Annotated in this window: 24 protein-coding genes, 1 tRNA gene and 1 riboswitch; of the genes, 13 read left to right on the plus strand and 12 right to left on the minus strand. The window is 55.3% G+C overall.

Translation table 11 applies throughout. The annotated features are described in order from the left end of the window. Window positions 1–23 precede the first annotated feature (23 nt). The 4 genes from rpsP to rplS are packed head-to-tail and all read left to right on the plus strand — an operon-like array spanning window position 24 to window position 2,051. On the plus strand, window positions 24–287 hold the full coding sequence (gene rpsP, locus NMUL_RS03005; RefSeq protein WP_011379931.1) for a 30S ribosomal protein S16: 264 nt from the start codon (window positions 24–26) through the stop codon (window positions 285–287). A gap of 22 nt (window positions 288–309) precedes the next feature. After that, the gene (gene rimM, locus NMUL_RS03010; protein WP_011379932.1) at window positions 310–816 is read left to right on the plus strand and encodes a ribosome maturation factor RimM; all 507 of its coding nucleotides are present in this window, start codon (window positions 310–312) and stop codon (window positions 814–816) included. 2 nt (window positions 817–818) lie between these two features. Next, the gene (gene trmD, locus NMUL_RS03015) at window positions 819–1,589 is read left to right on the plus strand and encodes a tRNA (guanosine(37)-N1)-methyltransferase TrmD (RefSeq protein ID WP_011379933.1); all 771 of its coding nucleotides are present in this window, start codon (window positions 819–821) and stop codon (window positions 1,587–1,589) included. 54 nt (window positions 1,590–1,643) lie between these two features. After that, the gene (gene rplS, locus NMUL_RS03020) at window positions 1,644–2,051 is read left to right on the plus strand and encodes a 50S ribosomal protein L19 (RefSeq protein ID WP_011379934.1); all 408 of its coding nucleotides are present in this window, start codon (window positions 1,644–1,646) and stop codon (window positions 2,049–2,051) included. 339 nt (window positions 2,052–2,390) lie between these two features. Here rplS and NMUL_RS14825 read toward each other — a convergent pair whose 3' ends face one another. The 5 genes from NMUL_RS14825 to NMUL_RS03045 all read right to left on the minus strand — a co-directional run bounded on the left by NMUL_RS14825 (window position 2,391) and on the right by NMUL_RS03045 (window position 5,447). Then, complete coding sequence (locus NMUL_RS14825; protein WP_238529860.1) at window positions 2,391–3,104, minus strand: c-type cytochrome; 714 nt, start codon at window positions 3,102–3,104, stop codon at window positions 2,391–2,393. After that, entirely contained in the window at window positions 3,101–3,574 is a 474-nt protein-coding gene (locus NMUL_RS03030; RefSeq protein ID WP_011379936.1) for a DUF411 domain-containing protein, read from the minus strand. Before NMUL_RS03030 ends, NMUL_RS14825 begins: the two co-directional genes overlap by 4 nt. Next, complete coding sequence (locus NMUL_RS03035; RefSeq protein ID WP_011379937.1) at window positions 3,571–4,035, minus strand: cupredoxin domain-containing protein; 465 nt, start codon at window positions 4,033–4,035, stop codon at window positions 3,571–3,573. Before NMUL_RS03035 ends, NMUL_RS03030 begins: the two co-directional genes overlap by 4 nt. 175 nt (window positions 4,036–4,210) lie before the next feature. Next, window positions 4,211–5,182, minus strand: a complete 972-nt coding sequence (locus NMUL_RS03040; protein WP_011379938.1) for a CorA family divalent cation transporter — start codon at window positions 5,180–5,182, stop codon at window positions 4,211–4,213. A 73-nt stretch (window positions 5,183–5,255) separates the two neighbouring features. After that, window positions 5,256–5,447: a hypothetical protein gene (locus NMUL_RS03045; RefSeq protein WP_143034382.1), complete on the minus strand. Its 192-nt coding sequence runs from the start codon at window positions 5,445–5,447 to the stop codon at window positions 5,256–5,258. A gap of 186 nt (window positions 5,448–5,633) precedes the next feature. Beyond that, window positions 5,634–5,803, plus strand: a riboswitch (yybP-ykoY riboswitch). Window positions 5,804–5,809: 6 nt separating this feature from the next. On the opposite strand from NMUL_RS03045, the gene NMUL_RS03050 reads away from it, so the two are divergent. Together NMUL_RS03050 and NMUL_RS03055 are read left to right on the plus strand one after the other, a co-directional pair. Beyond that, the gene (locus tag NMUL_RS03050; protein ID WP_011379939.1) at window positions 5,810–6,391 is read left to right on the plus strand and encodes a TMEM165/GDT1 family protein; all 582 of its coding nucleotides are present in this window, start codon (window positions 5,810–5,812) and stop codon (window positions 6,389–6,391) included. A 41-nt stretch (window positions 6,392–6,432) separates the two neighbouring features. Further along, window positions 6,433–7,656 carry a hypothetical protein gene (locus NMUL_RS03055; protein WP_011379940.1) on the plus strand — a complete coding sequence of 408 codons (1,224 nt, stop codon included), beginning with the start codon at window positions 6,433–6,435 and terminating at the stop codon, window positions 7,654–7,656. Between the two features lie 74 nt (window positions 7,657–7,730). Here NMUL_RS03055 and NMUL_RS03060 read toward each other — a convergent pair whose 3' ends face one another. From NMUL_RS03060 to NMUL_RS03090, 7 genes are all read right to left on the minus strand, one after another. Then, complete coding sequence (locus NMUL_RS03060; protein ID WP_011379941.1) at window positions 7,731–8,048, minus strand: DUF167 domain-containing protein; 318 nt, start codon at window positions 8,046–8,048, stop codon at window positions 7,731–7,733. A 2-nt stretch (window positions 8,049–8,050) separates the two neighbouring features. Further along, complete coding sequence (locus NMUL_RS03065; RefSeq protein WP_011379942.1) at window positions 8,051–8,635, minus strand: YggT family protein; 585 nt, start codon at window positions 8,633–8,635, stop codon at window positions 8,051–8,053. A 52-nt stretch (window positions 8,636–8,687) separates the two neighbouring features. Next, complete coding sequence (gene proC / locus NMUL_RS03070; RefSeq protein WP_011379943.1) at window positions 8,688–9,503, minus strand: pyrroline-5-carboxylate reductase; 816 nt, start codon at window positions 9,501–9,503, stop codon at window positions 8,688–8,690. A 13-nt stretch (window positions 9,504–9,516) separates the two neighbouring features. Continuing rightward, entirely contained in the window at window positions 9,517–10,335 is an 819-nt protein-coding gene (gene mutM, locus NMUL_RS15180; protein WP_011379944.1) for a bifunctional DNA-formamidopyrimidine glycosylase/DNA-(apurinic or apyrimidinic site) lyase, read from the minus strand. Window positions 10,336–10,474: 139 nt separating this feature from the next. After that, complete coding sequence (locus tag NMUL_RS03080) at window positions 10,475–11,827, minus strand: GldG family protein (protein WP_011379945.1); 1,353 nt, start codon at window positions 11,825–11,827, stop codon at window positions 10,475–10,477. Window positions 11,828–11,829: 2 nt separating this feature from the next. Continuing rightward, window positions 11,830–12,564 (minus strand): ABC transporter permease, encoded by a 735-nt coding sequence (locus NMUL_RS03085; RefSeq protein WP_011379946.1) that lies wholly within the window; start codon window positions 12,562–12,564, stop codon window positions 11,830–11,832. Continuing rightward, window positions 12,561–13,304: an ABC transporter ATP-binding protein gene (locus NMUL_RS03090; RefSeq protein ID WP_011379947.1), complete on the minus strand. Its 744-nt coding sequence runs from the start codon at window positions 13,302–13,304 to the stop codon at window positions 12,561–12,563. Before NMUL_RS03090 ends, NMUL_RS03085 begins: the two co-directional genes overlap by 4 nt. Before the next feature lie 226 nt (window positions 13,305–13,530). Between NMUL_RS03090 and NMUL_RS03095 the strand changes: the two genes are divergently transcribed. The 7 genes from NMUL_RS03095 to pth all read left to right on the plus strand — a co-directional run bounded on the left by NMUL_RS03095 (window position 13,531) and on the right by pth (window position 19,974). Continuing rightward, window positions 13,531–15,252, plus strand: coding sequence for a tetratricopeptide repeat protein (locus NMUL_RS03095; protein ID WP_011379948.1), 1,722 nt, complete (start codon window positions 13,531–13,533; stop codon window positions 15,250–15,252). A 253-nt stretch (window positions 15,253–15,505) separates the two neighbouring features. After that, window positions 15,506–16,015: a lipoprotein insertase outer membrane protein LolB gene (gene lolB / locus NMUL_RS03100; protein WP_167535550.1), complete on the plus strand. Its 510-nt coding sequence runs from the start codon at window positions 15,506–15,508 to the stop codon at window positions 16,013–16,015. Beyond that, the gene (gene ispE, locus NMUL_RS03105; protein WP_011379950.1) at window positions 15,990–16,874 is read left to right on the plus strand and encodes a 4-(cytidine 5'-diphospho)-2-C-methyl-D-erythritol kinase; all 885 of its coding nucleotides are present in this window, start codon (window positions 15,990–15,992) and stop codon (window positions 16,872–16,874) included. Before lolB ends, ispE begins: the two co-directional genes overlap by 26 nt. Window position 16,875: 1 nt before the next feature. Then, a tRNA-Gln gene (locus tag NMUL_RS03110) sits at window positions 16,876–16,950 on the plus strand. 106 nt (window positions 16,951–17,056) lie between these two features. Then, window positions 17,057–18,007 carry a ribose-phosphate pyrophosphokinase gene (locus tag NMUL_RS03115; RefSeq protein ID WP_011379951.1) on the plus strand — a complete coding sequence of 317 codons (951 nt, stop codon included), beginning with the start codon at window positions 17,057–17,059 and terminating at the stop codon, window positions 18,005–18,007. Window positions 18,008–18,156: 149 nt separating this feature from the next. Further along, a complete protein-coding gene (locus tag NMUL_RS03120) occupies window positions 18,157–18,843 on the plus strand; it encodes a 50S ribosomal protein L25/general stress protein Ctc (protein ID WP_011379952.1) in 687 nt (228 codons plus the stop codon). A gap of 555 nt (window positions 18,844–19,398) precedes the next feature. Beyond that, entirely contained in the window at window positions 19,399–19,974 is a 576-nt protein-coding gene (pth, locus tag NMUL_RS03125; protein ID WP_011379953.1) for an aminoacyl-tRNA hydrolase, read from the plus strand. Window positions 19,975–20,101: the final 127 nt, after the last annotated feature.

Here is a 20,101-nt window from a genome sequence, read left to right on the forward strand (position 1 = left end):
TTGGACCTCCACAGGCAATTTACATGGTCATTATTCGACTGGCGCGAGGCGGCGCAAAAAAACGCCCGTTTTTCAATATGGTCGTAGCAGATTCACGCAATGCGCGTGATGGCAAGTTTATCGAGCGCGTCGGTTTTTATAACCCCCGGGCAGCCGAGGGTGAGGAATCGCTTCGCGTCAAGCTGGATCGCGTCACCTATTGGCAATCAAAAGGTGCGCAGCCGTCAGATACCGTGAAAAAGCTGATCAAGCAGTTTGATTCCAGACAAGAAGTCGCAGGAAGCTGAATCGGGCCAATCCCCCGAACCAATGGTGATAATGGGCCGCGTTGCCGGTCCATATGCGGTAGCCGGCTGGATCAAGGTTTTTCCCTATACCGAATATGTGGATGGCTTGCTGGATTACCCGGACTGGTGGCTGGGCAGCGAGGGCGGCAAATGGCACAAATTCAAAGTGATCGAGGGCGAGGTTCACGGGAGCGTATTGCTGGCCTCACTTGAACAATGTGCGGACCGTGACGCGGCTGCGCGGCTAAAGGGACTGAAGATCGCCATTCCACGCAGGCTGCTGCCGGCATTGCCGGAAAGCGGCGAGGAAGGTTATTACTGGTCGGATCTCATTGGGCTTGCAGTCATCAATCTGCAGGGTGAGGTGCTGGGTAAGGTGGCGGGGCTGCTGGAAACCGGAGCGAACGATGTGCTTCAGGTGCAAAATCCGGAAGAAACCGAAAGACTGATACCTTTCATAGACCAGGTGATCATCAAAGTCGATCTGGCGGCGGGTCGGATTACGGTGGATTGGGGTCTGGACTACTGATTATGACGTTTGATTTCGACGTTATCACCCTGTTCCCCGAGATGTTCAACGCTGTAACCAGGTACGGGGTAACCGGGCGGGCGAATGAGAATGCCATCTATCGCCTGTATACCTGGAATCCGCGGGAATTTACCGAGGACAATTATCGCAGGGTGGACGACCGGCCCTACGGGGGCGGACCCGGCATGGTAATGCTGGCAGAGCCCCTGGAAAAAGCGATAACTGCCGCCAGGGAAAGGCAAAGAGCCTGTGGTATCGGCAGCACGAAAGTGGTTTATCTGTCACCTCAGGGAAGACCCCTGAACCAGAATGTGGTGATGGAGTTAAGCGAATTGTCTGCATTGGTGCTGCTGGCAGGCCGTTATGAAGGAGTGGATGAGCGGCTGATAGAACGCCAGGTGGACTATGAGATTTCCATCGGGGATTATGTCGTATCCGGCGGTGAACTGGCGTCGATGGTGCTCATGGACTGTGTGGTGCGGCAGCTGCCTGGCGTACTGGGGGATCCGGAATCCGCGAATCAGGATTCCTTTACAGCAGGTTTGCTGGATTTTCCCCACTACACCCGGCCGGAGGTCTATCGGGGAAGCGTAGTGCCCGAGGTCCTGTTGTCCGGAAATCACGCCAGGATTGAACGCTGGCGGTTACAGCAGTCCCTTGGGAGAACATGGTTGCGGCGGCCCGACCTGCTGGCATTGAAAATGGAGAAAGGCCTCACCGCGGAAGAGCGGAAATTGCTGGAAGAATTCCAGCATGCATACGAAGCGAATTGAGCGCCAACTTGAAAGTTACTGAAACGCAAGGAATATAAGGCAAGGAGTCACGAAATGAATCTGATCGAGCAACTTGAAAGCGAAGAAATCAGCCGCCTGGGCAAGACAATTCCCGATTTTGCCCCTGGAGATACGGTTGTCGTCAACGTCAAGGTGGTGGAAGGAGACCGAAAACGTATTCAGGCGTACGAGGGTACCGTCATTGCCAAGCGTAACCGTGGTCTCAATTCTGCCTTTACCGTGCGCAAGGTATCCAGCGGTGAGGGAGTGGAAAGGACTTTTCAGACCTATTCTCCCCTGATTGCGAGCATAGAGATCAAACGCCGGGGGGCAGTGCGTCGCGCCAAGCTTTATTATCTGCGCGATCGGTCCGGCAAATCTGCCCGCATTCGCGAAAAACTGCCCGCTCGCGCTTCAGCCAGGAAGGCTGAAAACGGAACGCAAAAGACCGAGCAGGCCTAAATATTAAGCCGGCATTAAGCCGGCTTCAAGCTTTAAGGAGCCGCTGAGCAGATCTCCAACGGTTCCTTTCTCCATAGGCATTCGTGGAGGGAGTTGTGCGCGGTTACTCTCGTTCATGCTCTTGAGTACGCTATGCACGTTCGTCACTCGTGCGCCTCGTCATTCAGGATGATCCTGAGTCCGGCAAAGGCAGCGAAGGTAAGAGACAGAAGAGACTGCCAAGGCAGGATAAGCCTGAGTGCTGCGATCAGCGAATTTCGGTCATCAAATTCAGACTATGTATAATGGGGTTAAGGTTTTCAGCCCTAACCCCCAGTTCCACTTTTCTTCTGCCAGCACTTAATTCTGCTTCGGCTGCGGCTTGTTTTCGATTTCCTTGTGCCAGATATCATAAACCTCATCGGGCCAGAGTGATTTGATCCAGACGATCACGTCCCCGATCTGCTGGTTTGTCAGTTTTCCCTTCCAGGCTGGCATGGCCCCATCCACGCTGCCATCCTGAATCATTTTTTCCAACGTTTCGGTTGAGTGATGCCAGGCGTGAGCGCTGCCATCCAATGGTGGCGGAGGATACCGCCCGTCCGGTCCCGGAGTACGCCAACCTGGCGTAGCTTCACCGTTAGGTCCGTGACAACTTGCACAATTCTTTCGATAAATCTCTTCGCCGCGCTTGATTCTTTCCGGCGCCAGCTTGCGTGCGGCGAGGTTTTTAGGCGGCTCCACCTTAGCAGCGGCAGGTGGGGTTGGTTCAGCCGGAACCGTACCGGCCTCCGCAGCAGGTGGGGCGGAAGATTCAGGCGGCGTCTCGGGTGACGCAGTCTCCGTGCCGGAAGGCGTGGTTGCGGATGACGGGGCGAGCTGCTTCGGCTCCCCGCATCCCGCGAGCAGTCCCATCGTGATGCTTGCCAGGAGCAATAACCGCATATTCATGATTGTCCGGCTCTCCTGCCTGTCACTCTTGCGGTTATCGCCACGGCTACTGCCCGGAATGCCGGGACCCGCGAGCTTCTTATCGCATATCTCGCTATCGCTTGATGATCTGAGGCCCCTCATTTGAGTCTCATCACAGATGTTTTGGGATCAGAGGGAAGATGACGGCTGTAAATCGACGTCTCCCCCTGTTTGTTAATCAGAAGTACATCGTACGGATCATTACGCTCGCCTTCCATTCCAGGGGAACCGTGCGGCATGCCGGGAGCAGTCAGGCCGAGGGCGCGCGGACGCTCCCTCAGAAGTCGTTTGACATCTTGTGCAGGTACGTGTCCTTCAATTGCATAGCCATCGACCAACGCAGTGTGACATGAACCGAGGGCAGGGGCGATGCCCGCCTGCTCACGGGCTTCCTTGTTGCCTACATCATGCGTGTTCACGGTAAATCCGTTGGCACGCATATGATCGACCCACTTTGCGCAGCACTTGCAGGTGGAACTTTTATAAACGTCAACCGTTGCGGAGGCATGAGCGCCGCCCGCAAAGGCAGCAAACATGATTCCAGCCAATACTGCATGTCTCGATATTTTCATTTCGCTCCTACTGTGATTGTGCCTTTCATGCCTGGGAAATTCATACCTTTGAAGTGGCCGGGCAGCGGGCAGGCAAAATTTACTGTGCCTGCTTCCGTAAAATGCCACACCAGCTCCCCGGTCTGCCCCGGCTCGACCGAGACCATATCCGGCTGATCCGGGTGCGCATGGTCAGGGTGTTTTTTTAGCATTTTACCATGCTTGTCAATTTCTTCCGCAGTGCCGATCATCATCTCGTGCTTTTTCTTGCCTAGGTTCGTGATCAGAAATTTTATGGTTTCACCTTGTTTCACCTTGATCGCGTCAGGTTTGAAGCGGTTATCCACCGCAGTTATTTCAACCGTCCGGGAAACCTGGCTGGAGTCGCCCGGCTTCCCCAGGGCTTCCGTGTCCTCCTGAGCAAGGGTGTCGATCGAAACCAGGCCGAGGCTTAAAGCAGATGCGATCAGAAACTTCTTCATGAGATTTTCTCCTTTCTATGCGAGGTCCCGCTTAACCCTCATCAAGCGGTGGTCTTTTTATTCTTCTTGCAAGTCCAATATAGCAAAGAAATATCCACTTGCCGCGATAGACTGAAAAGGCGGTTTTGGAGTTCCGCAAGCATCCTGTTGTCTCCGCTTTTCGTATATAGCAATTTCACCGCAGCCATCCCTTGCGTTTTATGTATATAAGTGGCAGCAGTGCAGCCGATACCGTCAGGCCCATTGAATAGATGAACCCGTATTCCCACGCGAGTTCCGGCATTACAGCAAAGTTCATGCCGTAAAAGGTGCCCACCAGCGTAGGCGGCAGGAAGACCGCGGTGATGATGGTGAAGACCTTGACGATCTGGTTTTGTTTGATGTTGAGAATATTCGTGACTGCATTCTGCAGATACCGCACCTTCTCGTGCTCGAAGTAGGCATGTTCCTTTACGCCAGCCACGTCTTCGGCCAGCTCCGTAGTCAATACCTGGAGTTCTGCCTCGGTCACGTTATCGATTTCGCCACTCAAGTAACGCACGGTGCGCGCCAGCGACAACTGGGCTTCCAGGCAGCGCGAAATAATGTCTTCCCTTTCATTCAGGTCTTGCATGGTTTCGATCAGATCGGGCACCCCCAGTTCCCTGCCCTGCGCGTTGTATCCATCCGATATTTCGGAAATCTCTTCTGCGCTTCGCTCCAGTTCATCCGCGAGACGATCTATTACTGTATCCGCGCTGTCATTAGCTACCTGCAACAATAATCGAAGTACCGATTTCGGATTCCGGCCATGACTCGGCCTGCGATTCATGCGCTGCAATGCTGTATCGAACGGGTGAAAATCGGGGTCCTGGCAGAGAATCGCAACCAGTTGCTCGCCCAGCATGAAAGTTACATCACCAAAGCTCGGCGTCCCGTTGCTGCCCAGACGGAGGAGTTTGGCGCGCATGTACATGAAGGTTCCATCATCGAAAACGCTGCCTGCCTGTCGTGTGGTGTCGATGCCGAAGCGCTGCTTCAGACACACAATGTCCTCGGGCGTCGGCGCATTGATCTCCAGCCAGACAACATGCTCATCGCCCTCCCGCCGCGGCAGGCCGTGAATGATGCAGAGTGAGTGATTATCCTTCACAACACTGCGAATCATGATGAACCCTCCTTGTTGGGGTGTGGTACCACTCGAGGCTTCACGCTCGAAGCTTCACGCTCGAGGTTTCAGTTTATTTTTTTACTTCGGCTTTTTCCTGATGGGAGGGGGACATGGAAGATGTGGCTGCTGTCTGCTCCGACGGCTGTATGTAGTGCACGACAGTCATAACGAGTGCGAGCAACAGGTACAGCGCGATCACGGCCAGAATGACCTCGTTCTCGAGGCTCCTGCTGTCACGCTGGGTAAGATTCTTTCTGAACATGGAGTACTCCTCGTCCATCTCATGGGTAAATATTTAATGCAAAATACGTTTCCGCAACCCCGCTTCATGCACGATATAAATCCAGATTAGCAGAGTCCCGGTGATCCCGGTGGGTTTCCGGTAGAGTCGTTACCTGCACATGAGCATCGGCTTGACATGGACAAGGTTTTATTCGGCAAGTAGAATATTCCGGTCATCGGGGAGTAGCTTCCTTCCGTCGAATAGAAGGGCTTGCATCAACATACTTGACCCGTGGTCGTGGTGCAAGGAGTTCGTGCCTGGCAAGACCTTTGACCACATTGTCTCCGGAAGGGCGGGGAGAAGCCTGGTCTCGCTTCTTGTCCGGCCTGGAGCGTAAGAACGTGGAAGCTTTCCTTGTTTCGGCTGGCGTTGTCGCACTCGCAGAGATTGGCGACAAAACACAGCTTCTCGCCTTTATTCTCGCGGCAAAATTTCGCCAGCCGGTTCCCATCGTGCTCGGTATACTCGTCGCTACCCTGTTGAACCATGCCTTCGCTGCCGCAATCGGTTCGTGGATCCTCACGCAACTTGGGCCCGGCACCCTGAACTGGATACTGGGCCTGCTATTTATCGGTATGGCGATCTGGACGCTCATTCCCGATCAGTTCGATGAAACGCAGTCCGGAACCGGGGGCGATAGCGCCGGTGTTTTCAGCGCGACACTCCTGGCTTTTTTCCTTGCGGAAATGGGCGACAAGACGCAAGTTGCGACTGCGGCACTGGCAGCGCAGTATCGGATGTTTTCCGCGGTGGTTGCAGGGACTACGCTCGGGATGATGATCGCGAACGTTCCGGCAGTCTATCTGGGCGAACGCCTGGCAAACCGGATTCCGCCGCGCCTCGTGCGTGGAATTGCAGCAGCCGTGTTTGCCCTTATCGGTATCACAGTCCTGCTTGAAGCGAGCAAAAATCTGGCGCTTTGAAAGATTCCGGAAATAATGCGGCAAAAAAGAGAACAAGACGAATGGCCTTTTTCCCTACCGGATACGCGGGCATCTTGCCACAGCTCCCATGCCTGCTCCCGCTCCTGCTTCTGTTTCTGCTGGGCGGTTGCGCATCCCCCATTGCACTCAATCGGGCCGTCGACGCCTATGACGACGCGACTACCGGTGCCGCCTCCCGGCAACTGCTGGTGAATATAGCGCGTGCTTATCATAATCAGCCGGTACACTTCACCGGCGTATCGAACGTTGCGGCAACGTTCGATTTCCGTGTCAGTGCCGGCGCCACCCCAGCGTTGACGGGAAATGCAGGCGGCATACTGATGCCTGTGTTTGGGGGAAGCGTGGCGGAAAATCCCACGATCACTATTGTTCCGGTAGAGGGAGAGGAGTTTACCCGGCGTCTGCTCACCCCATTTCAGGAAAACAAACTCACGCTTTTGCTCCGTCAGCGTTTCGATGTCGATCTCCTGATGCGGCTGATGGCCCAGGAAGTGCGTGTCAATGATAACGAAGGGCGGCAGGCTTCCTATCGCAATCGGCCCTTTGATTCGCCCGGCTACGGCATGTTCAGGCGGGTGGTGTTGCATTTGTCCGCCATACAGGACCATAACCACCTCCACGCGGAGCCACTGATTCTGGAGCAGACCTGGACCATTCCCGCCGGTTCGGTGACGGCAGAAGGTTTTCAGGCTCTGCAGAAAGAGTTTTCCGTACGCTATGACGCACGGGAAAATACCTACATCCTGGTCAAGCAGGCAGCGGGACCTATTCTTATCACCAATTATGATCCTAACATTCTTTCACCGGAGGAGCGCAAGCGCTTGAGCAATGAGGCGCGTGAATGGAGTCCCAATGACGTCGCTTTCGATATTCGTCCCAACCATTTTGGCGGAGAGTGGCCCATGAAGGGAATTTTCCGTCTCCGCAGCTTCCATGCCATTCTCAATTTCCTCGGCCGCAGCCTGGGCGATGAGCCGGAATATCATGTGGAGAAAGACATCCGTACACCGCCCCTCGAGGATGACGAAAATCCTGTTGATACTATGGAACTTTTGGTGACGGACTCGGCTCCCGGGGAGGCCGATCTGTGGGTGCGCGTCTATGATCAGTATTACTCGGTACACACCCGGGGACCTCTGGCGCGCTGGAACCGGAGCGCCTTCCAACTGCTGTATCTTCTGTTCCAGATGACGGTGACGGATTTGCCGCGCTCAGGAGTGCCAAGCATCACGATCGCAAAATAACGACAGCTTTTTGAAAGTTCTGCCCATGAAATGCTCGAACCGGAAGCTTGCAACAACTGCGGATAGCCGAAGTATCAACTGGCGGTTTGCTTCAATAACGTATCGGCTCCACAGGCCGTGCCATCGATTTCAACGATCTTGCGTCGCGATCTGGCTCCTTGCCTGAGTATTACCTGACGCTGAGGCACTCCAAAAACCCCAGCGAGAAATGCGAGCAAAGCAACATTCGCTGCACCTTCTACCGGTGGGGCGGCAAGTTTGATTTTCAGGGCATCGCCGTGCGAGCCGACCACTTCAGTACGCCTTGCACCCGGCTGTATGTGCAGAGTGAGAATCAGGCGTTTCCCGGTATCATCGCTGCGATACCACCCGTTGCTTGAAGTGATTGTCACAGTCAGAACAAGCGGCTGATTTCCCGCTCCATTCCCGCCGTTACAAAAAGAAGCAACTGAATGACGATCAGTACGAACAACGGTGAGAGATCGATATTTCCGATGGGAGGAATGCGCTCGCGGATCACGCCTAGAAACGGCCGAGTAAAGCTGTCGAGCAGCGGAGCCAGCGAATTGTAGGGATTGACCCACGAAAGCACAGCCTGGATGATGACCGCCACCATGATGATGTAAAGCGTCGTCTTGATGATTTCCACCAACCCCAGGAGCGCCAGTCCGCCTGCGACACCGCCGATCGTGGAGCCGGAGCTGAAACTGAGGCTGTAACCCTTCAGCATTAACACGCTCCCCAGCAACATGACTTGAGCAATCCATGCCAGCAGAAGCGTTGAAAGATCCATGCCGCGATACCCGGGAATGACGCGCCTTGCGGGCTTGACCAGAAAATCGGTTATTGCAATCAGAAATGACGAGAGCGGATTTCCATACGGCGCGCGCACCAGTTGCATATAAAAGCGCAGCAGCAGCGCCAGGGAAAACAATCCCAGCAGGGTATCGAGCAGGAATATGAGCATTTGACTGATCATGAAAGTATTATCCGTTTACTGCGCCACTTGCGCATGGTTATTCTCTATTCTGTCATGTACGGCCGAGTTCGTCGCCCATCTCGCGTGACCGCTGATATGCGGTACGGATTGCCCGGATGATTCCGATTTTGACATCGTCATTTTCCAGCGACCTTATCGCGCGTTCCGTCGTGCCGCCGGGCGATGTGACCCGCGCGCGCAGGACACTCGCCTCATCCATGCTCTCGTTCGCGAGCCTGGCGGCTCCAAGAAAGGTTTCAATGCTCAGTTTGCGCGCCTGGTCCGCATCCAGCCCCAGTTCCTGTCCTGCCTTCTGCATGGCTTCGATGAAGTAGAATACATAAGCAGGACCACTGCCCGAGGTGGCAGTCACTGCATCCAGCAGTTCTTCGCTTTCAACCCATAGCACAGTGCCGACCGCGCGGAGTATGGTTTCCGCCTCACGTTTTTCCTCATCGTTCACGCCTGCCATGGCATAGAGCCCTGTAACCGCGGAGCCAATCAGCGCGGGCGTATTGGGCATGGCGCGCACGATGCGAAGATAGCCGCCGAGCCATTGTGAAAGAGCATTTGCCCGGATACCGGCGGCAATCGAGATGACAAGGTTCCGCTCGAGCAGCGGCGCGAGCGCGCGTGCCACGATGGAGAGCTGCTGCGGCTTTACGGCGAGCACGATTATCTCCCTCTCTTCGATCATGCCCCGCGCAAGTTCCGCGACCGTCCCCACGCCAAATTCATGCCGGAGTCTCTCGCGTGTTTCAGCGTTGATCTCCACTACCCGTATCTGCGCCGGTGAATAATCCTGTTGCAGCAGCCCGCCGATCAAAGCGCAAGCCATGTTGCCGCCACCAATGAATGTAATATTCATGTATCCAGTGAATTTATTTCTGGCAACGCGGGCAATAAAAGCTCGAACGCTGCCCCTGCCTGATCTGTTCGATATTTGTACCACATTTCCGGCAAGGCTGCCCGGTCCGGCTATAAACCCAATACTGCTGCTGGAAATATCCGGGATTGCCGTCGCTGCCAACGAAATCGCGCAAGCTGCTGCCGCCTGCTTCTATCGCGCGCCCGAGGGTTTCCTTGATTGCCTGCGCCAATCCCGCGCATCTTCTCGCTCCAATCCGGCCGGCAGCGTTGGCGGGATCAATACCGGCAAGAAAGAGCGCTTCGTTTGCGTAAATGTTTCCGACGCCGACGACAATGCGGCTGTTCATCAATACCTCTTTAATGCTGGCGCTACGGTTTCGGGTTTTGCTATAAAGCAGCTTGCCGTCGAACGCTTCGGTAAGGGGTTCGGGTCCCAAGTGAGACAGCAGGGGGTGGTCGGTGGCATTTCCCGTAGTCCACAGCACAGCCCCAAAACGACGGGGATCCCGAAAACGGAGAACCATGCCTTTATCCAGGAGCAGATCGATATGATCGTGCTTCTGTGGAGCGATATTAGCTGCAAGGGCCAGCAATCTCAAGCTGCCGGACATGCCGAGATGCAGGATCAGCGTGCCAGCACCGCAGTCGAGCAAGAGGTATTTTCCGCGACGCGTTACCGTTCTGATTTCCAGGCCGCAAAGCGTTCGCTCAAGTTCCGGCACCGGCCAGCGTAGATTCGGGTTTCGTACCGTCAAGCCGGCGATCTTGCGTCCCTCGAGTCCAGAGGCGATGCCGCGACGGACAACTTCGACTTCAGGCAGTTCAGGCAATTCGAATGTCGGGATGGAATGTTGGGATAAAGAGGTCGCCGGGTATGGTCAAGGGAGGGGGAACACTGTCCAGGATTCCGGATTCACCGAACTGATCGGTTGCCCCGTATGCCGAGCGAAAAGCAGCGAGAAGCATTCTTTATCTTCTTTTACGTCGCCACCATATCGTCATCCCGCTCCCAAGGAAAATCAGCGGCATCACAATGAGGAATCCCCAGGCTATTATCGTTAGTGCTGGCTCCTTCAAGGTCAAGCTGTTGTCGATGGTCGTTCGTGGCTGGATAGCGATGAGGTCTTCATCGCCGGCAAGCCAGTTGACGAGGTTGACGCCAAAATCAAGATTTCTGCCATAGCCGAGGTAAGCATTGGCGAGAAAATAACCGCTTCCGATAACGGCGACCCGCTGCTCCTGGTCATTGACGGTCCGGCTCAACACAGCCGCGATACTGACCGGCCCGGCTACGTCATACATCGCATCGAATGCGATGCCGGCATTCAGATCGCCTGTTTCCACCCATCCGTTTTCTCCGGCCTCCACCAGCGAGAGGCTGTGCCATGCATCGTTTTCGTTGATTGTAATCTGGCGTGCAAACGGAAATACCGTGAGATAGTCAAAGTTGCGGGTGATGGGATGTTCGCCGTAGGTTGCTCCTACAGAAAAAGTAACGGGTGCTTTCAACTGCCCCGCCTGAGGGTCGATCACCACACCGGGAGTCAGAGTCAGTTCAAGTTTTTCCGCCAGTGGCTGCAATCCGTGCAAAGGTTGCTGGTCCAGCAGCCATAAAAGATTGCCCCCGCGCTCGATATACGCGAGTATTCGATCGACTTCGCCCTCGGACAGATCCGCCTGAGGCGAAGCAATGACGAGCAAGCTCGTCTCCGCGGGCACTTCAGGAGTGGTGAGCAGATTGAGCGGTTGAATCCTGAAGCCTTTTGCTGTCAATTGCTGTCCAAATTCCCCGAGATCGCGATTGCCAATACCGTCCAGCCTGCGTTCGCCATGGCCGCTGAGCGTGACCACGGGCCTGCTGCCGGTGCGCATCAGCCGCATCAGCAAGTTGACCAGCGTATGCTCATTGAATGTAGTCAGCCTTTCCACCCTGCCGTTATATTCGACGAGCATTTCGCCGTTGCCCTCGACACCTGCCTCTCGTGCCACATCGGGATGCTCGGAGGGGTCGATGAAGGTGACAGCGAAATCAGGCTTGGCATGCTGATAAGGTGTCAGAAAATCACGGATGATTTTGGATACATTGCCAAGTTGGGCATCCTGAGAGGATATGTAGACACTCCCCAGCAGGGGGCCTTCCATTTGCTTCAGCACCTCCAGGCTGGCAGGGCTCAGGCTGTTGCTTTTATTTTGGGTGACATCCCACTGAACGCGATTCTCCCAGGCTAGATAACCGGGCAACGCTACCAGCAGTATGAGTATTATCAGAAACGTTGCGCTTTGTGTCCCGCGCAAGCGCAGTTTTTTCCTCTTGAGATGCATACCTACCTGTACAGTTTCAGCCAGCGAACGGATAAGGCCAGAAAAAAGAAAATGAAAAGAGCAAAATAAGCGAGGTCGAATGTATCGATCATTCCCCGGTTGAAATTTTCAAAGTGAGCGAACGGAGACAAACTGCGGGTTATGCCGTTTTCTCCGCTTTCAGCGTTATCCATGATCCATAGCGCGAAAAGTATGCAGAGCGCTGCTGCTCCTGCGATGGCAGGTTGAGTGCTGAGGCAGGAGATATATAATCCGAGCGCAACGAAACACGCTGAGAGGAGCCACAGGCCGGCAATGTTGCTCAGCAGCAAGCCGGAATCCAGTCTGCCTCCCGCAAGCAGCGAAATCGCCAATGCGACAATCAGGGCGATGATGGCCGACAGAAAAATCATCAGGCCGAGAAACTTTCCCAGGACAATTTCCGTCATTGAAACAGGTGCGGAAATCAGGAAAGGTAAAGTGTGATTGCGGCGCTCCTCAGCAATGAGACGGGAGGTCAAAAGCGGCGTTATCATCAGCAGCACGACGGCGCCTATGGAGAATAACGGAGCCGCAATTGCTTCGGTTGCTCCGGGGGGATGGGCAATTCTTACCAGCTGCGGTTGAACCTGCAGGAAGCCTTCAAGATTCGCCAGGTAAAACCAGGCGAATACCAGTTGCGCCAGCGCAAGTATTACCCATGCCAGAGGGGACCCGAACAATACCCCCAGTTCCTTCCGGGCAATGATCGTAATCAAGTTTCAATTTTCTCCAGAGTGGATTGCGTGAATATCTCTTCAAGCCGGGTTCCTTCCAGCTTTATCATATCCACCGAACCCTCGAATACCTGTCGTCCGTGATTGATGATCTGCACACGATCGCACACGCTTTCAACTTCCGATAAGGCGTGCGTTGAAAAAATCACGCTTCTCACTGCGCCAAGTTCACGGATGAGTGACCGGACATCGCGCATCTGGTTGGGATCCAGCCCCGAGGTCGGTTCGTCGAGAATGATGACTGCCGGATCGTGAATGATAGCCTGGGCGATACCCGCGCGCTGCTGGTAGCCTTTTGACAGAGAACCGATCAGCCGCCGGCGCACATTCTCCAGTCCGCAACGTTCCGCGGCCTTCCTGATTGCATCGTCCGTTTTCGAGCGGGCGAGGCGGCGCAATCTCACCGCAAGTCGTAAATACTCATCTATCGTTAGCTCCCGGTAGAGGGGGGGTACTTCAGGCAGATAGCCGATACATGCTTTCGCCCCGAGCGTTTGCTTCTGCAAATCCAAGCCGCAGATTTCGACCCTGCCGGTGCTGGGAGCAAGATTCCCGGTGAGGAGACGCATGACCGTCGTCTTGCCCGCGCCATTGGGTCCGAGGAGGCCAAGCACTTCCCCTTGCCACAGTTCGAGGCTGACCTGGTCAACGGCAGTGCGAGCGCCGAAATGACGGCTCAGACCCTGCGCTGAAACGGTTTTCTGTTCTGTTTTTGCAGACATGACAAGATCAATGATTCAGGTTGGTGGATGAATCGAAGTTCTTTTTTCATTTCAGTGGAACGCAGTGCGCAATCGTGGAGCGGCGTCCTCCGGTAAATCCTCGTGAGCAAATGTTACGGCTCAGGTGTCTACTTGTGATAAGCGTAAAATATACCTAATATGTGGGCTGTACTGAAGGAAAGCCCATCCATTTGCAGCCCCTTTTTCGAATCTTCCGGATCTCCGCATGAGTCTTAAAGTTCCCGGCGCATTACCGCTGCTCTTTCTTGCCGCCTGTTCACATCTTCCTGCCAAGACTCCTCTCACGGCGGAAAAACCGGCAGAGAAGAAGGAGTCAGAGCAGTCAAGAGTACCCAGTCAGGATTTGACCCCCTCCATGCTGTTCGATTTTTTGCTGGCGGAGACAGCGCTGCAGCGGGGCGACACGGAAATCGGTCTTCGTACCTATCTCAAGCTTGCAAAAAACACTCAGGATCCGCGCGTGGCCCAGCGCGCCACGGAAGCTGCGCTTCAGGCGCGCCAGCCGGCATTCGCCCTGGAAGCGGCAAAAATCTGGACGGAACTCGATCCGGAATCGATTCCAGCCCGTCAGATGATGGCTGCATTGCTGGTGCATTTTGACAGATTAGATGAGGCCCGTCCCCATCTGGAAAAATTGCTGGCGGTTGCGGGAGACAAGATCGATGATGCTTTCATGCAACTGAACAGCCTGCTGGTGCGCAGTCCCAACAAGAATGCAATCTTCGAATTGGTAAAGCAGCTCGCGCAACCTTATCCCGATCTGCCGGAAGCGCATTTTGCCGAGTCCCAGGCTGCATGGTTTGCCGAGCGTTTCGACATCGCTCTGGAAGAGATGAAAAAAGCGCTGGCGCTGAGGCCTGAGTGGGAGATGGCGGCAATTTACGAAGGACGTATTCTGTCGCGCGAATCCAACGCCCGCGCAATCGAATTTTTCGATGATTATCTCAAGCGCTATCCCAAAGCCAACGATACACGCATCACCTATGCACGCTTGCTGCTAGCTGAAAGAGATTATAGCAAAGCCCGCGAGCAGTTCCAGAAGTTGCTGACAGAAAATCCGGATAACCCGGATGTTGCCATTGCCGTCGGCCTGTTATCCCTGGAGCTGCAGAACTACGATGTAGCCGAATCGAATTTCAAAAGAGCGCTGGAGCTGGGTTACCGGGACCCGGGAATGGTGCGCTTTTATCTCGGCGGCATCAGTGAAAAAAAACAGCAGATCCCGCAGGCTTTGAATTGGTACCGCTCGGTTACGGAGGGAACCCAGTTTATCCCGGCACAGATCAAATATGCCATTCTGTTGAGCAGAACCGGCAAAACCAAGGAGGGTCTCCATCATTTGCAGCAACTGCCAGTGGCCAATGACCAGCAGCGTGCGCAGGTGATCATCGCCGAGGCGCAATTGTTGCGCGAGTCCGGCGCTTACAAGAAAGCCTTTCAGCTCCTGAGCAGCAGTCTCGAAAAACTTCCCGATTCCCCCGAACTGCTTTATGACCGCGCCCTGGCTGCGGAGAAAATAGGCAAGGCGGATATCATGGAGCAGGATCTGCGCAAACTGATCGAACTGAGGCCCGACCATGCTCACGCCTACAACGCCCTGGGTTACGGTATTGCCGAGCACTCCAGCAAGCGCCTGCCGGAGGCGCTGGAATTGATCGAGAAGGCGATCAAGCTTTCGCCTATCGATCCGTACATCATCGACAGTCTGGGATGGGTGCATTACCGCATGGGGGACATCAACCAGGGATTGAGCTACCTGCGACAGGCGTTTGCAATGAATCCCGATCCGGAAATTGCTGCTCACCTGGGGGAAGTGTTGTGGGTGCAGGGAATGAAGGACGAAGCGAAAGAGATCTGGCAGACGGCCCTCAAGAATCATCCCGGTAACGAAGCGTTGATTGGCGTGATGAAGAAGTTCATGAAGTAGCGCGAGGGTGGGATAGAAGATGCCCTGCGTCGATTCGGAGTCTGTTCGCTTTGTGAACCCGGCTTGTCGGAAGTTGAGAAATTTCGGAAGATTTTCCCTATCCTCCCTTGGCTCCTTGGGCTCCTTGGGCTCCTTGGGCTCCTTGCGCTCATGGCATCTTGTTTTTCTGACCCCTGCTTTTTTTTACGGTTGCGCAACCCTTGCTCCAGAAGAAAAGAATGTAGCCAGCACCGTTATCATGGAACCGGGCGCGATGGAAGCGAAAAGTGCGGGCTTCCAGCTGATTGGCAGGGTATCGGTGAAAGAGGGCAGAAACGGTTTTTCCGGGGGAGTCCAGTGGCGCCATATGCAGGACGACGATCAAATTCTCCTTCTTTCCCCCGTAGGTCAGGCTGTCGGACAGATTGAGCGCTCAGCCGATGGTGTGTCTCTCATAACTGCCGAGCAGGAACATTATTACGCCGATAATGTGGAAGAACTCACAGAACGGGTATTGGGTTGGCGTTTGCCGCTCTCCGGGTTGCAGTACTGGGTGCAAGGCACGAATTCGCCGGATACGCCGTCCGAAATCGACCTGGATATGATGGGCCGCGTGGCAGCCATTCGTCAGAACGGATGGGAAATCACCTATGCAGGCTACTCGCAGGCGGTACCTGCTGAAGCTCCACAGTCAGAGGCCGCGCGTGCCAGACTGCTGACACTTAACCGTAACGGTCTGCGGATAAGGCTGGTAATAGATGAATGGAATACTGTCAACGACTGAAGTGGATTCGCAGGCGGAACTGAGCTGCCCTGCGCCTGCCAAACTCAATCTGTTCCTGCATGTGGTGGGACGGAGGGAGGATGGGTACCATCTTCTGCAAACCGTTTTCCGCCTGGTGGATTTCGCCGACCAGCTCCATTTCGGGCTGCGGGCGGACGGTGTGATCAAGCTGCATACGCCCACTCCGGGGGTGCCGGAAGAGCAGGATTTGTGCGTGCGCGCAGCAAAACTGCTGCAACGGGAAAGCGGTACTCCCTGGGGGGCCAATATCTTTCTGGAAAAGCGCATCCCGATGGGTGGTGGCCTGGGAGGCGGCAGTTCGGATGCAGCCACGACATTGCTTGCGCTCAACCGCTTGTGGAAGCTGGGCTGGCGCCGGAATCAACTTTTGAAACTGGCCCCGGAACTGGGTGCGGATGTTCCCGTATTCGTTTTCAGTGAAAATGCCTTTGCTGAGGGCATCGGCGAAAAACTCCTGCCGATTGCGTTACCCCCGGCATGGTATCTGATACTCACACCGCCCGTGCATGTCTCAACGGCAAAGGTTTTTTCAAGTAAGGAATTGACACGAAACACGATTCCGATCAAAATACCGCCCTTTTCCACCGAGCAAGGGCATAATGATCTCGAGCCGGTGGTGTGTGCTTCATACCCCGAGGTAGCACGCCACCTCGAGTGGCTGCGGCAGCTCGAAGGTGCAAGGATGGCGGCCATGACGGGTTCCGGCGCGTGCGTTTTTGCCGAGTTTGCGACCGAATCCGGGGCCAGAAGCGCACTGGGGAAGATTCCATACGGTATGAAGGGTTTTGTGGCGCAGGGACTTGATCGCCATCCCTTGCATGATTTTGCAGAACAATAATTGGGGAGTCGCCAAGTGGTAAGGCACCGGATTTTGATTCCGGCATTCGTAGGTTCGATCCCTACCTCCCCAGCCAGTTTTCAGCTCCATGATTCGTCCAGGCTGGACTGCCGCCGGTTCCTGTTCGCTTCCATGAATTCCCCATCTGCCGGTTCCGCGTTTTCGGACTTTTAGGTTTTCTCATGGCCTACGATAGCTTGATGGTTTTCACGGGCAACGCCAATCCCAAGCTGGCGCAGGATGTCGTACGGCATCTCAATCTTCGCATCGGCCGTGCCACGGTTGGCCGCTTCAGCGATGGCGAAGTAATGGTGGAAATCCTCGAGAATGTCCGGGGCAAGGATGTATTCGTCCTGCAATCCACCTGCATGCCCACCAACGATACGCTGATGGAATTACTGGTGCTGGTGGATGCGCTCAAGCGCGCCTCCGCGTCGCGCATCACCGCCGCGATGCCTTATTTCGGCTATGCCCGCCAGGACCGGCGCCCGCGCTCGGTACGGGTCCCCATCACGGCCAAGGTGGTGGCAAACATGCTGACCAGTGTCGGCATAGACCGCTTGCTGACAATGGACTTGCATTCGGACCAGATCCAGGGGTTTTTTGACATACCTGTGGATAACATCTACAGCATGCCTATCCTGCTGGGCGATCTCTGGAAAAATGATTTCAAGAACCTGGTGGTGGTTTCCCCTGATGTGGGGGGAGTAGTGCGCGCGCGCCAGATGGCCAAACGGCTCGAATGCGACCTTGCCATCATAGACAAGCGGCGTCCCAAAGCGAATATAGCAAAGGTGATGAACATCATCGGCGAGGTGGACGGACGCACTTGTGTGATCATGGACGACATGGTGGATACCGCTAATACGCTGTGCGAAGCAGCGCGCGCGCTCAAGGAGCAGGGAGCGGAACGCGTGCTGGCTTATTGCACGCATCCGGTGCTGTCGGGCGGTGCCGTGGAGCGGATCGGGAACTCTGCCCTGGACAAGCTCGTTGTCACCGACACCATTCCGCTGCGGGAGGATGCCCAGGCGTGCGAGCGCATAGAGCAGTTGAGCGTGGCAAGCCTGCTCGCGGAAACGATGCTCAGGATCAGTAACGAAGATTCCGTGAGTTCGCTTTTCATGGAGTAACGCGAATCCACGCTGTGCAGGTGGTGAAAAGCAAAACCAGGGAGCAAGGCTGGTTGAGAATAGCCTGCGGATTGAATAGATAGCGCAATAGACAAGTTTATTAATCGGATTCATCTGGTCGCGGATGATCCACATTCTGGAGAAAGTAGATGCAAATTGAAATCAGCGCCGAAAAGCGCGAATTGCAGGGCAAAGGTGCGAGCCGCCGCCTGCGGGGTTCCGGCAAGGTACCGGGAATCATCTATGGTGGAGAAAACCCGGCGCAGCCGATCGAACTCGATCACAACAATCTTTATCACCAGCTCAAACTGGAAGCCTTCCATGCCTCCATCCTGACGATGAGTGTGGAAGGGCAGAAAGAAAAGGTGCTGCTGCGGGATATACAGATGCACCCCTTCAAGCCCCAGGTGCTGCATATCGACTTTCAGCGCGTCGCTTCGAACAAGAAAATCCATATGAAAGTGCCCTTGCACTTCATCAACGAAGATATTGCCCCAGGGGTGAAGCTGGCGGGCGGATTGGTGAGCCACGTGCTTACCGAACTGGATGTTTCCTGCCTGCCAAAAGATCTACCTGAATTCATTTCCGTCGATGTGGGGGAACTTGCCGCCGGCAACACCATACACCTGAGCAACCTGCAGTTGCCTGAAGGAGTTGAGATTCCTGCGCTGATGAAAGGTGAAGACCTGCCTGTGGCGACCATCGCCATTCCACGCGGGGTAGCGGCTGAGGAAGCGGCTGGAGGCGTGGCAGCGGGAGACATACCCACCTCCGTACAGAAGAAAGAAGGCGTTGCCAAGGAAGGCGAGAAAAAAGACGCCGGAAAGAAAAAGTAAGACCGCGGAGGGAGGAGCAGTGCCTTCCACAGGAAGGTGCGACCCCGGAGCGGGCTAAGCGCCCAAGCGGCAGGGGCATCTTCAATGTGTCCAGTTGCTGTTCCGGAGGCGCAACCCCTCTGGGGGCGCTGGCGAGGAGGGAGGAGCAGTGCCTTCCACAGGAAGGTGCGACCCCCGGAGCGGGCTAAGCGCCCAAGCGGCAGGGGCATCTTCAATGTGTCCAGTTGCTGTTCCGGAGGCGCAACCCCTCTGGGGCGCTGGCGAGGAGGGAGGAGCAGTGCCTTCCACAGGAAGGTGCGACCCCGGAGCGGGCTAAGCGCCCAAGCGGCAGTTGGCATCTTCAATGTGTCCAGTTGCTGTTCCGGAGGCACAACCCCTTGGGGCGCTGGCGAGAGGGAGGAGCAGTACCTTCCGCAGGAAGATGCGCTCCCGGAGTGGGCCTTGAGCATCTTGCTTGGTTCGCAGGCATCCCAAGCCGTATCGCATGTTTTTTCAGCCCGTCGGAGTCATTCTGGCTTCGCGGGCTTTTCATTTTGAGGATTCGGGTTACATTCAGTGAAGCTCATCGTCGGTCTTGGCAATCCGGGTAGGGAATATGCGGCCACTCGCCATAATGCCGGCGCCTGGTGGGTAGTTCGTCTGGCGGATCAATTGGGTGTCACGTTGAAGGCGGATGGCAAGTTTCATGGCTTGTGCGCGCGTATCGGGCAGGGTGAGTCTGAATCCTGGCTGCTCAATCCCCAGACCTATATGAATGCTAGTGGAAGGGCAGTGGCCGCATTGTGCCGTTTCTACCGAATTCAGCCTGAACAGATGCTCGTAGTGCACGACGAACTGGATTTGCCCCCCGGCGTCTCCAGGCTGAAGCTCGACGGAGGGTTGGGCGGTCACAATGGGTTGAAAGACATCGTCGCGCATCTCGGCACCCGGGAGTTCTGGCGCTTGCGGATCGGCATCGGCCATCCGGGAGAAAAGCATGCCGTCGTGAATTACGTACTGCAGCCTCCGCGCAAGGAAGAAGCAGCGTTGATCGACACGGCCATAAACGACAGCCTGGAAGTCTGGCCCCTCATCGCAGAAGGCAATTATCAGGCGGCAATGATGAGGCTGCATACCCAGAAGCAAAGCTGATATTTCCAAAGGACATGGGGTCATGAACTGTTTTGTTCCTCTTGATTCTACCTTCTCTCTCATTCACCCCTGAGCCTGTCGAAGGGTCGAATGGCGTTCGGAAAAACCTGTCATGGAGGATGCCCGA

The sequence above is a fragment of the Nitrosospira multiformis ATCC 25196 genome, assembly GCF_000196355.1.
Taxonomy (GTDB): Bacteria; Pseudomonadota; Gammaproteobacteria; order Burkholderiales; family Nitrosomonadaceae; genus Nitrosospira; species Nitrosospira multiformis.